Source organism: Emticicia sp. BO119 (genome assembly GCF_013912375.1).
Classification (GTDB): Bacteria; Bacteroidota; Bacteroidia; order Cytophagales; family Spirosomataceae; genus Emticicia.
Map to the genome: position 1 here is coordinate 1,403,508 of NZ_JACETV010000001.1, position 13,512 is coordinate 1,417,019.

General features: G+C 37.5%; 10 protein-coding genes. 4 read left to right on the forward strand and 6 right to left on the reverse strand.

Annotation, left to right across the window (positions count from 1 at the left end; translation table 11 throughout):
* Positions 1 to 147: 147 nt before the first annotated feature.
* The 6 genes from H1R81_RS06110 to H1R81_RS06130 form a co-directional block, all read right to left on the reverse strand.
* Positions 148 to 1,317 carry a Gfo/Idh/MocA family protein gene (locus tag H1R81_RS06110; protein ID WP_181839773.1) on the reverse strand — a complete coding sequence of 390 codons (1,170 nt, stop codon included), beginning with the start codon at positions 1,315 to 1,317 and terminating at the stop codon, positions 148 to 150.
* Between the two features lie 178 nt (positions 1,318 to 1,495).
* Entirely contained in the window at positions 1,496 to 3,607 is a 2,112-nt protein-coding gene (locus tag H1R81_RS06115; protein ID WP_229251055.1) for a heavy metal translocating P-type ATPase, read from the reverse strand.
* A 36-nt stretch (positions 3,608 to 3,643) separates the two neighbouring features.
* The gene (locus H1R81_RS06120) at positions 3,644 to 5,806 is read right to left on the reverse strand and encodes a TonB-dependent receptor (RefSeq protein WP_181839774.1); all 2,163 of its coding nucleotides are present in this window, start codon (positions 5,804 to 5,806) and stop codon (positions 3,644 to 3,646) included.
* Positions 5,807 to 5,906: 100 nt separating this feature from the next.
* Positions 5,907 to 6,230: a DUF6660 family protein gene (locus H1R81_RS27760; protein ID WP_409013539.1), complete on the reverse strand. Its 324-nt coding sequence runs from the start codon at positions 6,228 to 6,230 to the stop codon at positions 5,907 to 5,909.
* Positions 6,231 to 6,529: 299 nt separating this feature from the next.
* Positions 6,530 to 6,985 carry a hypothetical protein gene (locus H1R81_RS06125; RefSeq protein WP_181839775.1) on the reverse strand — a complete coding sequence of 152 codons (456 nt, stop codon included), beginning with the start codon at positions 6,983 to 6,985 and terminating at the stop codon, positions 6,530 to 6,532.
* Positions 6,986 to 7,414: 429 nt separating this feature from the next.
* A complete protein-coding gene (locus H1R81_RS06130; RefSeq protein WP_181839776.1) occupies positions 7,415 to 9,271 on the reverse strand; it encodes a CocE/NonD family hydrolase in 1,857 nt (618 codons plus the stop codon).
* 435 nt (positions 9,272 to 9,706) lie between these two features.
* On the opposite strand from H1R81_RS06130, the gene hisG reads away from it, so the two are divergent.
* Genes hisG through H1R81_RS06150 form a run of 4 tightly spaced genes read left to right on the forward strand, consistent with a single transcriptional unit; the run spans position 9,707 to position 13,487 of the window.
* The gene (gene hisG, locus H1R81_RS06135) at positions 9,707 to 10,576 is read left to right on the forward strand and encodes an ATP phosphoribosyltransferase (RefSeq protein WP_181839777.1); all 870 of its coding nucleotides are present in this window, start codon (positions 9,707 to 9,709) and stop codon (positions 10,574 to 10,576) included.
* A gap of 17 nt (positions 10,577 to 10,593) precedes the next feature.
* A complete protein-coding gene (locus tag H1R81_RS06140; RefSeq protein WP_181839778.1) occupies positions 10,594 to 10,899 on the forward strand; it encodes a phosphoribosylpyrophosphate synthetase in 306 nt (101 codons plus the stop codon).
* A complete protein-coding gene (gene hisD, locus H1R81_RS06145) occupies positions 10,900 to 12,168 on the forward strand; it encodes a histidinol dehydrogenase (protein WP_181839779.1) in 1,269 nt (422 codons plus the stop codon).
* Positions 12,169 to 12,215: 47 nt separating this feature from the next.
* Positions 12,216 to 13,487 carry an amidohydrolase family protein gene (locus H1R81_RS06150; protein ID WP_181839780.1) on the forward strand — a complete coding sequence of 424 codons (1,272 nt, stop codon included), beginning with the start codon at positions 12,216 to 12,218 and terminating at the stop codon, positions 13,485 to 13,487.
* Positions 13,488 to 13,512: the final 25 nt, after the last annotated feature.

A 13,512-nucleotide genomic window follows, 5' to 3' on the forward strand; every position in this document is an offset into this window, starting at 1 on the left:
AACTGATTGACCAGAGTTCGGTGATTATTAATTCAACGCTGTTAAGAGAAAACAAATTTCATAATTAATGTTCTCAGTAAGATCAAACTAATCATTAAAGCAGTAAAATCTTTTAATCAGCTATATCAAAATTCAAGATATAAATCTCTAAACCATCGGCCATTTAAAGGTACTGGTTAATTTGACTTTCATTCCGATTGCAGAAGATTTCCGTGCTGCTTCTATAATCTCTAATACATGCAACGCATGTTCCACATTAATCCGGGGTTCAATGCCTTTCATCAGACTTTCACCAACCACCCTTGCACCTTCCTGCCATTCGTAGCCCCCTTTATCGGTTGATGTTAATACAGGAGGTTCAGTCCATGAGGTATCTAATATTACTCCATTGGTTTCCCAGTCGTAGCCAATCAAACGCATATTGCCGTAGTCGCCGAATATCTGAATTGAATGTAAGCTTTGGGCACCTGCCTCGTGTCCATGAGGGTCGAAATAATTAAAACCGCACATGATATGAGAGATAGTACCTTTATCATGTTCCAGCAATATATGAGCATTGTCTTCGGCTTCAACTTTTATTTTTCCTTTATCATCAACCGTTCTTTCGGGGGTTACGATGCTTGTCATCGCCATTACACTTTTTGCTGGACCCAATAGACCAGTGAGGGTTGCCATATTATACACACCCAAATCGGGCATGCTGCCGCCGCCTTTTTCATAAAAGAAGGCACTCCAGGTTGGCCCTGTATGGCCGTATTGTCCGTGTGCTGAAGCAATCCGACCCAGTTTTCCTTCCTGAATTGTTTTACTCATAAAAGCGAACTGAGGACTATTTACAACGGCTGGAGCTCCCCAGATTCGTAATTTTTTACGTTTGGCTATTTCAAGCAAGGCTTTACCTTCTGCATAAGTATTGGCCATTGGTTTTTCACTCCATACATGTTTGCCTGCCAGTAAGGCTTTTTTATTCAATTCGCCGTGCACCTGCATATCAGTGAGAGTCACCATCATATCAAATGGCACTCCTGCCAACATCTGGTCTATATTGCCATAAGTCTTTGCGTTAACTTTATATTGTTCGTTCTGCTCAATGGCTCTTTCAGATTTTATGTCACATAGACTGACAACTTCTATTAAAGGTGAAGATAACAATTGCGGCAAATAACGATTGCTTACACTACCGCAACCAATTACTGCCACCCGCAGCTTTTTATCAGGTTTCTCAGAGGCAAAACTTTCTAATGAAGAGAGTAGAAGGGTAGCTGCTGCCGAGGCTGAATATTGCAGAAACTTTTGTCTGGATAGGGTCTCCTGCATAATTTTTAAGTTTTATAGGTTGAGTGCAATAAGAGGGTTTAAATGTACAATTTTATATAAAATCTTAGTAGAGTATGGAGTACAATTTATATCAGTTTTTAATTTAATTGTCAATACGATAAAAAAAGAAGTAGTTCAATTTTGAACTACTTCTATAAATTTATGACTTCAGTGGTTATCAGAAGGTCATTTTTTGGATTCTGATAGCGTTTAGTATTGCTAATAATGCCACTCCTACATCGGCAAAAACTGCCTCCCACATAGTAGCCAGGCCTCCAGCACCTAAAATTAATACTATTATCTTTACAGTGAAGGCTAATATGATATTCTGGATAACTATATTTCTGGTTGCTTTACCAATTCTGATAGCTGTGCCAATTTTTGAAGGTTGGTCTGTCTGAATCACTACATCAGCAGTTTCAATGGCTGCGTCGCTACCCATAGCACCCATGGCAATACCTACATCGCTCAAAGCCAATACAGGAGCATCGTTAATACCATCGCCTACAAAAGCAGTTATTTTAGTGGGGTCTTTTCGCAACTCTTCCAATTTCTGAACTTTATGCTCAGGTAATAAATCTCCGAAAGCCGTATCAATCCCGATGGTTTTTGCTACTTTTTGCGTAATAGAATTTTTATCACCACTCAACATAACTGTTTGAAGTACCCCATTCTGGTGCAATTGTCTGATAGCCTCTTCTGCATCTTCCTTTATTTCATCAGCAATTGTGATATAGCCGGCATATTTTCCACCAATGGCAACTACTACAATCGTCTCAACAATATTTTCCAGGGCTTTACCATAGTCAATCTTAAATTTTTGCAATAATTTAAGATTACCTGCCAATACCTCCTCACCATCCACTATTCCTTTTAGTCCATGTCCGGAAATCTCTTCAATTTTTTCAACTGAAAGGGTATTTTTATCAGAAGGATATTCAGCAATGGCTTTAGCAATCGGGTGAGTAGATTTACTTTCCAGGGCTGCAACCAGTTTAATGAATTCATTTTTGTCAAACTTGTCCGTAACAATATCCTGTACTTTAAACACGCCTTTGGTTAAGGTTCCAGTTTTGTCCATAACTACTGTATTTACTTTGGTCATCAGATCAAGGTAATTAGAACCTTTAAACAAAATACCATTACGTGATGCTGCCCCGATGCCCCCAAAGTAGCCCAAAGGAATAGAGATAACCAAAGCACAGGGGCAAGATATAACCAAGAAAATAAGCCCTCTGTACAACCATTCACTGAAAATGTAATTCTCAACGATAAGTGCAGGAGCAAAAATTACCGCTACTGCCAAGAAAAACACAATGGGTGTATATATTCTTGCAAATTTGCGTATAAGTAACTCGGTTCTGGCTTTTCTGGCAGTTGCATTCTGTACCATATCAAGAATACGTGCAAGAGAACTATCTGCGAATATCTTTGTTACTTTTAATTCAATTACTTTCTCTAAATTCAGCATTCCCGCAAGTACCTGTTCGCCTTTTTCTATGGTTTTAGGCCTACTTTCGCCAGTTAAGGCAGATGTATTAAAACTACTCTTCTCGCTTAACATTTCGCCATCAAGAGGTATTTTTTCACCGACTTTTATCTGAATCGTTTCTCCGATTTTCACCTCTTCAGGTTTTGCTTCCTGATAAATATTGTTTCTCAGAACATACGCAGATGAAGGACGAATATCTAATAAAGCTTTAATATTGTTCTTGGCTCTGTTGACAGCAGCACTCTGAAACAACTCACCAACGGCATAAAATAGCATAACGGCTACACCTTCAGGATACTCTCCAATGGCAAAGGCACCAATAGTAGCCAGAACCATCAAGGTAAATTCAGTAAAAAACTCTTTTCGTTTAATAGCTTCCCACGCCTCTTTTATTACCGGAAAACCAACAGGATAATAAGCTGCCAGATACCAGGCCAACCGCAAATAACTATTGAAAAAACCATTAATGAAATAATTGTCTAAAGCAATTCCAATTAAAAGCATCGCAAGGCTAAAAATGGCTGGTAAGTATTGTTTCCAGCCTGCATTGCCACCAGGTTCATGATTATGATGGTGTTCATGATCCTCATGGTTGTGTTTATGGTCTTGTGTATGCTTCGCTTTTGTATTTTGGTCTGGAATTAACAGTTCTTTGGCATTGGCTTGGGTATAAATCTTCTCTTCTAAAGAACAACAAGTCATTCTTCCTTGCTCATCATATGTATGCACATGATCGGGGTCTGTTTTAATACCCGTAAGGTGCACATGCGGGTGTTTATTGTCATGCTCGTGTTTCATATACTTGTATTTTAGAAACCTTTGTTTAATTAACAATTACAATTTTATCTTAATTCCTCCATTGAATGAGCGCCCCTCTGTATGGGTATAAACCTCATTGAACTTGGGGGAGTTATGGGCATCAAACACTACTTTTTCAAAACGATTTTGCCGTGTATCTGTAAAGTTCTCGGCATTGGCAAATATGCTGAATTTACCGAAGGTTTTCTCTAAGAATAATCCAAATTCCCAATAGGGTTGAGTCAAACGGCCATTATTAAGTACTTGTCTGTCGGAATAATATCCTTCTAAACCAATTTTAAAATTCTGATGTTTCTCAGCAAGCAGTGCTAAATTAACTTTATTTTTAGGTAACAAAGTAACTGTTTGGTTTGTGCTTTTATATGTAGCTTTTGCATCAGTGAAAGTATATCCTACAAAAAACTTTACCCAATTGGCAAATGTAAATCTGAGGTTAGTCTCAAATCCTTTTGATAAAACTGGTTTGGCAGCATTTTCAAAATAGAACTCGTTATCTGTATTTGTTCTTAGTACCAGAGGCTGGTTTATTTGCGTTACAAAAAACAATTGATTGGCCGTGAAACTAAAATTTTCTCCAACTGCATTCTGGTAATTAAAATCTATGGTACTACCATAAGATTTTTCAGCATTGGCTTTACTATCTATTGCTAAAACATTCTGAAAAGCCAATGTTTCTGTAGCCTCTGTAAAGATGGTTGGTAGTTTATATCCTAATCCACCACTTAAACGGCTGCTCCAATGCCCGGAAATTTTATATAATGCCGAAATACGAGGCAAAGCAAAAATTCCATGCCGTCTGGCATAATCAAGCCTGAATCCACCTTCCAAAAGAAATTTATCCGTTATGTCCCAATTATCCTGTGCATATGCTCCTGCGATAAAATTGCTTTCAGTTCGTGGTTTCATGCTATCTTTTTCTTTGAAATTATCAAAAATCAGATTTCCACCAAGTACAATAGCGTGTCTCGCTTGCTGCATGATGTACGAAAGATCGGTATAAGCATTGGTTTGTAAGCCTCTGAAACTGTAATGAGGGATTTTAATCTGCCTGTTGAAAAAGCTTAAACTTTGTTTTAAAACTACTTGTTTGCTTTCTGAAATCTGTCTGCTCATTTGCAGTGTAGAAATATTCCGAGCTGATTGATTCTTTTCAAAATAGGTATGCTGACTATCGGCTTTCCCATTAATCACCAGTACATCACCACCGAAACGATTCTGAAAGGTAGTCGAATTACCGAATATCAATTTGGTTTTATCATTGAAATAAACAAACAGGCGAGGGTTAATATTCAAATCCTGGCTTTTGGGAATCTCAGTAAAATCATCTTTGTCAACGTCATACAGTTTCTGAACAGTACCCGAAACCAAGATGGAATAGCCAACTTTATCATTTCTTTTGGCAGAAAAAGCACTGAAATTTGTTCCTCCGCCTGTACTTGTCTGATTAATAATTGCTGAAAACTCACGTTTTTCCTTAGGTTCTTTTGAGATGAAATTTACTACTCCAGCAATTGCACCACCTCCGTACAAGGTAGAGGCAGAACCTTTAATTATTTCTACCTGCCGAAGGTCTAAAGGTGGAATATCCAATAGACTTAATCCGCTTGAAAAGCCTCCGAAAGTCGGAAAACCATCTTTAAGAATCTGGGTATATTTGCCGTCAAGTCCCTGTATTCTTATACTTTGATTGGCTGAAGTATAGCTTGTCTGCTGTACTTGTATTCCTGTACTTTCGTGCAGAATCATTGATACATTGTTGGGTCTCATATTGGCTTTCTCATCAATTTCTTCTAATGAAATGGCTTCAATGCGAGTAGGAATGCTTTCAATATTCCTGCTGATACGCGTGGTTGAAACTACAACTTCTTCCAGTTCCTCTTCATTGCTTTCCAAATGTATTTCTAAGTCAGATATTAACGGAAAAGTGATCTTTAGTTCTGAGGTTTTATAACCTATAAATGAAATGACAACTATTTGTTCGCCTTCAGGTACTGCTTTAAGGTTAACTTTCCCTTCAATATCAGCTGTACTGCCAATTTTTAAACCTTTTATTGCGACAGTTGCTCCAATTAAAGGTTCTTTCGTTTTGCTATCTTTTATAACAATATTTGGTTGATTCTGACCAAAAGATAAGTGTGAGCGAATAAGAAGTATGGTTAATATTATGATTCTGTTCATTTGCGATAATTAATTTAATACAATAAGGATTAAGGCTTACCAAAAAATAAGCACTGTTTATCAAGCCTGTTATAGTAGGTTGATATTTAACTAAGTCGTATTAAACTAATTGCGGCGGCTGCCATAGTAAGGAAATGAAATTTGCAGTAGCTTTGGTCTCCCTTGGGAAAGTTGCTTTGCCCTGAACCGCCTGAAAAACAGAAATTTGGGTTGAATATGGTGAAATCATAAGCGTACCACAGCAGGCACAACTACAAAGGGGAGAGCAGAAATCTGACCCGGTACCCTGGCATGCCTGTGAATCAGTCTGGCTACTAACAATTGTTTGTATCTTTTCCTCTACAGTTTCATTTGTGTCATGGCAGGGCATACACACTAAAAAGAGTAGATAAAAGCTTAAAAATATGTTGGCAAGCTGATTCATACAACAAATGTATGTAAGAAACCCATGCAACAGGAGTGCAACAAAAATATTTATTTTTGTTGAATAATTATATGAAGAATATATTCTAAAATACTGAGGCTGTTTAAACTTATATAAAAACTATACAATTGATGCTTGTTCTTAGCCTTACTTTTTGTCTTGATACAAAAAGTAACAAAAAAATCAAGGAAATTTAAACTCGCTGACGCTCAAACAGTAAATTTTCGGGATAGGCTTCTAAAAAAAGAAAAGTTTAAACAGGTTCACTGTCTTATCATAAGACAGTATTTTAGAAACAATTAGTTGATTTTTTTTGCTTTAAAACTAAAGCCACCCAGAGAACCATCAGGCGTTGGCCATTGCCACTTTCCTTCATAGGAGGTAAAGTCTTCACTAAAGGTTGATTTACTATAATTGCCTGAACCTCTATCGCCAAACCAATACCACATTGTATGACCTTCTATTTCATAGGTATAGGAGAAATTGCTTCCGTCTATATCCATCAGCCGCGAACGCAATGTTTGTGTATTTTCATCGAAACCAATATATTCTACTCCCTTATGATGTTCGTTTCCTTGAGTAAGGTCAAAATGATGAACTAAAAAGAATCCCCCTTCCATCCATTCATAATCTGATATTGCTTCTAAATCATCACCCGTAATTTTCCATGTTCCTACTAAAGGTTGCAGTTTCTTCAATTCCGGATATGGCGTTTTCGGTAATTTACCAGCTAACGCATTATTATTTTCAATCATTGTGTCATTTTAGTTTGATTTGAATGATTAACAAATTTTATCTGAAAATGTTAGAATTGATTTCTGACAGTTGCCAGAAGTAAAGGTATTAGAAAATTAAATGATTTAATGTTATCAGCAGTCTATTATAGAATTACAGGCAAACCGTAATTATCTTATAAACTGAACCTGTATAATAAAAAAAAACGCCACAATGTGCGGCGATTTTTTTGTTTAATACACGATGAATCTTACCCGTCGACAAATGAAGAATGTCGATTGGAGTAATAAAATTTTTAATATAAAGAGATCATATTGTCGTTAAAAGTTTAATGCCTATGCCTGTTTCTCAAATCTTTTCGTATAGGTAATAAGGTATCATCAAAACCTGTGCCAAAAGTTATCGAACGGTAGCATAAATGAGAAAAAATATTTTATTTTCTCATATGATTATTTCAGAACCTGAAATTCAATTCTTGAGTCTGAATAAACTTTGTGTGTTGCTTTGATAAAATCGGACTCATTTGCTTTAAAAATATTTGGTACAAATTTCTGAGGATTGCGATCAATTAAAGGGAACCATGTACTTTGTACCTGTACCTGTATTTTATGGCCTTTTTTAAATGTATGTAATACATCCTGCAATTGGAAATTAATGTCTGTCACCTTATTGGGTACAGTTGCTTCTGGTTTTTCAAAACTGTTTCTGAATCGACCTCTTAATACTTCGCTACGGACCATCTGATGATAATTGGCCATCATCATTTTTTTATCAGGCATATAGGGGTGATTAGGCTCGTTTGCTGGATACACATCTATTAATTTCACAACCCAGTCGGCATCGCTTCCTGTAGTGCTTACTTTTAGTTTGGCAAAAATCTCTCCACCTAAAGTTATATCTTCTGTCAGAATATCCGTTTCAAAAACCAGTACATCAGGACGTTTGGCTGCAAATCGCTGGTCTTCTGACATATAATTAAAAGGAGTAAATCCTGTCATGGCGGTTAAATCCTCACTATAAGGGACTGGTTTCATCGGGTCACTTATATAAGTGCTTGCACCAACTTTAGCTGGTTTTATCTGCTCAAGTTTACCAGTAGTATTCAGATAAAAAGTAAGTTTTTGGGCGGCATCAGAAGGCCATTTATCAAATTGTTTCCATTCTTTATTGCCAGTATCAAATAAATAGGCATCTGGCAGACCGGTTTTACCGTCTCCAGGACCTTTCAGAAAATGTGTAAAAAACTGTGCTTCGATGTTTTTCTGATAATAGGTGGCAATACTATCACCAAAATATACATTGCTATGTAAGGTATGTCCGGTTTCTGCTGACCAGCGACCATGCCCGAATGGTCCCATTACTAAAGTATTGTAAGTACCAGGATTGTTTTTTTCGATTTTCTTATAAACATTCAGTGGGCCATACAAGTCTTCTGCATCGAACCACCCACCTACAGTCATAATAGCATGATTTATATTTTTCAGATGGGGGAGTATGCTTCTTTTTTGCCAGAATGAATCATAATTGGGATGTTCTACAGTTTCCTGCCAGTAAAAATTATCCTTGTAATACTTCTGTACATTTTTTAAAGGACCTAAATCTAATTGAAACTGGTAACCATCTCGCATATTACTTGTATTTATCATTTGGCTACCATACCACGCCTGAGTTGTCGGGCCAGAGTGTTGAATACCAAATACAGGGAAGGTAAAAAGATACGCCTGAATAAAAGCACCATTATGGTGGAAATCATCAAAGAAGAAGTCACTTACGGGAGCCTGCGGTGAGGATGCTTTTAGTGCAGGATGGGCATCAACAGCCCCTGCTACAGTATAAAAGCCAGGGTAGGAGATACCCCACTGACCTACTTTGCCAGTATTATATTTTACATTTTTTAATAGCCATTCTATTGTATCATAAGTGTCAGAACTTTCATCAACAGTCGTAGCGGCATCATTGCCTGGATTATTAGGAGTCATGTTTGTCCAGGTACCTTCCGACATCCATCGCCCTCTCACATCCTGGTAAACGAAAATATACTTATCTTTCATTAAGAAAGAGGAGGGGCCTATTTTTGAAGGATACTTGTCTTCACCATAGGGAGCAACGCTATAACAAGTTCTTTGCATCATTATGGGATACGTAACTGTTTCTGAAGCATTATTTGGTACATAAACAGCTGTATGCAGTTTAATACCATCTCGCATAGGTATTTTGTACTCGTATTTAGTATAATTTTGTTTGACAAAGTCGTTCTGTGCTATAGCCGCGAAAGAAGCCAGTACGAAAAAAATAATTTTTTTCATGAAGTGTTAGTTTAGAAATGAGGATATGAAACAGGGTGCTAAGTTAGAGGAAAGCGGGTGTTATATGCAAAAAGAGCACACAATTTTTCAATTATGTGCTCTTTAGTTACTCACATAAAATCAGAAAAAAATCGCTAACAAACAAATTGATGCAATAATTATAACTGAAATTACCTTTTTGGTTTTAGTGTGAGTCACCGCACGTGATGAACGGTAACTAAGATGTACCGGTTGTCTCATAGATTATTAGTGGTTACTTTAAATGTTAGGATAGTTTTGGAAACTCTTACGACGAGGTAAAGTTACTGTATAAAGCAAAAAATTTCAAGTTAATTTTATATTAAAAATGTTACTTTTTTTTTATACTAAGTAATCTTTTTGCAAAAACCGTTCCATAACGTATTTTTGCAGACTTTTCAATGAAAACATAAATAAATGTCAAATAAAGATTCAATTTTACGTATAGCTCTCCAGAAATCAGGAAGATTAAGTGAAGATTCATTTAGACTTTTTAAAGAATGCGGTATTAAGTTCGAAAGTGGAACAGGTAAACTGAAAACGTCGTCTTCGAATTTTCCGGCAGAGTTTCTTTTTTTAAGAGATGATGATATTCCAGGCTATGTAGAGGATGGGGTGGCCGATATAGGAATTGTAGGTGAGAATGTGTTTGTTGAGTCAAATCGTAAGGCAGATATAGCCTATCGTTTAGGTTTTTCAAAGTGCCGTTTGTCTATTGCTATTCCCCGAGGAGTGGAATATACAGGGATAGAAGATTTTAATGGCAAAAATATTGCCACGTCTTATCCACGGATTTTAGGTAATTTTCTAAAGACCAAAGGTGTCAGAGCTGAAATACATGAAATCAGTGGCTCTGTTGAAATTGCTCCAAGTATTGGTCTTGCAGAAGGGGTTTGCGATATTGTAAGCTCGGGTAGTACGCTACTTAGTAATGGATTGAAAGAAGTAGAGGCAATATTCCGATCTGAGGCTATTCTGATTGCAAATAAAAAACTGGATAAAGAAAAGCACGAAACGCTTAATAAATTGTTATTCAGAATAAGAGCTGTACAAACTGCTCAGAATTATAAATATATCTTGCTAAATGCCCCTAACGAAAAACTTAATGACATTATCAATATGATACCTGGTATGAAGAGTCCGACCATTGTTCCTTTGGCTATGTCAGGCTGGAGTTCGGTTCATTCGGTACTTGAAGAAAACCAGTTCTGGGAAAACATCGAAGCAATTCGCGCAGCAGGGGCAGAGGGCATTTTAGTGATTCCGATAGAGAAAATGATTTATTAATACCAAAAAAGCCAACCATGACTACTTATGATACTTCTTCAGAGGCGATTAATGCCTTAGTCAGCAAAGGTTATGATCATAATTTTAATCTGAAAAATGAAGTTTTGTATTGCCATACAAACGATACAAGCTTACAGCCTGATGAGTTTCAGATTGATGAAGTATTTCGGTTTGAAGGAGAAACCAACCCTGATGACGAAGTAGTTGTTTATGCAATATCTTCGCCTGTAACAAATGTAAAAGGGGTTTTAGTAAATGCATATGGAATCTATGCCGAGGGGGTATCAGCACAATTGGTTGAAAAACTGAAAATTATTCGTTAGATGAAAATAGTTTCTTTCCCTCCACGCGCCGAGTGGAAACAATTGCTTGCACGACCAGTGCAGGAAATGGCAGATATAGAGCAAAAAGTACAACCTATTTTAAATAAAGTTAAAAATGAGGGTGACCAGGCTCTGAAAGCATTTGCTTTGAAATTTGACAAGGTTGAATTAAAAAGTATTCAGGTGTCTCAATATGAGATTGACGCAGCCGAGCAACAACTTTCAGAAGACCTTAGAATTGCTATCAAACAAGCTTACAACAATATCTATACCTTTCATGTTGCACAGAAACAAGAGCCGCAGATAATAGAAACTATGCCAGGTATTAAGTGCTGGAGAAAAAGTGTCGGGATTCAGAAAGTAGGTTTTTATATACCAGGGGGCACTGCACCACTTTTTTCAACTGTATTAATGTTGGGCATTCCGGCGCAAATTGCGGGCTGCCAGGAAGTAGTCTTGTGTTCACCGAGCAATCACCCTGCCATTTACTACGCTGCTAAACTGGTGGGTGTCACCCGTATTTTCAGAATAGGGGGCGCGCAAGCCATTGCAGCAATGGCTTATGGAACAGAAACTATTCCACAGGTATATAAAATATTTGGGCCGGGTAATCAATACGTAACTGCTGCCAAGCAACTATTGAGCAAAGAGGGTGTGGCAATAGATATGCCTGCAGGCCCATCGGAGGTAGCAGTGATGGCAGACGATACGGCTGTACCATCTTTTGTGGCTGCTGATTTACTTTCGCAGGCAGAGCATGGTGCAGATAGTCAGGTGTTATTGGTTACTACCAGTAAAAAGTTAGTTTCTGCGGTTAATTTGGCTGTATCAGGACAATTGAATCGCTTACCAAGAAAAGATTTAGCGGAACAGGCTATAGAAAATTCGAAGATGATTCTTCTGGAAAGTGAGAAAGAGTGTATAGATTTATTAAATGATTACGCACCAGAACACTTAATCCTGTCTGTCGAGAATTATTCGGAGGTTGCAGAAAAAATAGTAAATGCTGGGTCAGTATTTTTAGGTAATTATACGCCTGAGTCTTGCGGCGATTATGCTTCAGGTACAAACCATACCCTGCCAACCAATGGCTATGCCCGTGCTTACAGTGGTGTTTCTTTAGATAGTTTCGTCAAAAAGATTACCTTTCAGGAAATATCAGAAGAAGGCATTAAAAATATCAGCAAGACAGTTGAACTCATGGCTGAGGCTGAGTCGTTAGATGCTCATAAATATGCTGTGAGTCTCAGAGTTGAAAGTTTATCCTGAATAGTAACTTTATTAATAAATTTATCACTATTTATATCTGCTAACTTATGAAGAAGTACCTTTTTCTATTGATTAGTTTTTTCGCTTCTGATGTTTTTGCGCAAGAAAACACCATTGCAATTAAAGCAGGTAGATTGTTTGATAGCGAAAAAGGAATCTTCTTAGATAATCAGATAATTCTTGTCAAAGACAACCTGATAACTGAGATAGGAGGCAACGTGAAAATTCCAGCTAATGCACAGGTCATAGATCTAAGCAAGAAAACAGTTTTACCAGGTCTGATAGACTGTCATACCCATATTACTTTCCAGCCGGAGAATTATATGGAAGATTTATTCCGCAAATCTCCCATTGATGTAGCCATAACCGCCCATATTTATGCCAGGCGTACTTTAGAGGCGGGGTTTACTACCTGTCGTGATGTAGGTGCAAGTGAGTATATTGATATAGCTTTACGGAATGCCATTAATTCAGGAAAAGTAGTTGGACCAAGACTATATGTAGCCGGGTTTTTCATCGGAGCAACCGGAAGTCATGGAGATTTAACAGGTTTCTCCCCTTATGTGCATTTTCAACAGGAATCAGGTGTAGCAGATGGGGTGGATGGTGTAAGAAAGATGGTTCGTAAGAATATTAAATATGGAGCTGATTTAATCAAGTTTGGGGCTACTGCCGGAGTATTGACCGAAGAAGAGTCGGTAGGTGCACCGCAGTATTCACAGGAAGAAATGAATGTCATTGTTGAAGAAGCAAAGTTGTGGGGCAAAAAAGTGGCAGCTCATGCGCACGGGGCGGAGGGGATTAACATGGCAGTGAAAGCAGGAGTAGCTTCTATTGAGCATGGCAGTTTTGTTAATGATGAGGGTATTCGCCTAATGAAAGAAAAAGGAACATATCTGGTTGCTGATATTTATAATGATGATTATATCTTATCGGAATATTCAAAAATGGGTGTCCCACAAAAAATAATCGATAAAGAAAAACTGGTAGGCAGAACCCAGAGAGAGAATTTCCAAAAAGCAGTAAAGGCAGGTGTAAAAGTAGCTTTCGGAACTGATTCAGGCGTATATCCTCATGGCGATAATGCCAAGCAATTCTTTTATATGGTAAAATATGGTCTTACTCCCGTACAAGCAATCCAGGCAGCAACGATTAATGCCGCCGATTTAATAGGTATTAAAGATAAAGCGGGTTCGATTGCAACAGGTAAATGGGCAGATATTATTGCTATTGACGGAGACCCACAACAAGATATTACATTATTAGAAAAGAAACTGACTTTCGTAATGAAAGACGGTAAGGTTTATAAAAATCAGTAAGAATTATGAAAGCGGGTGTCTTCTC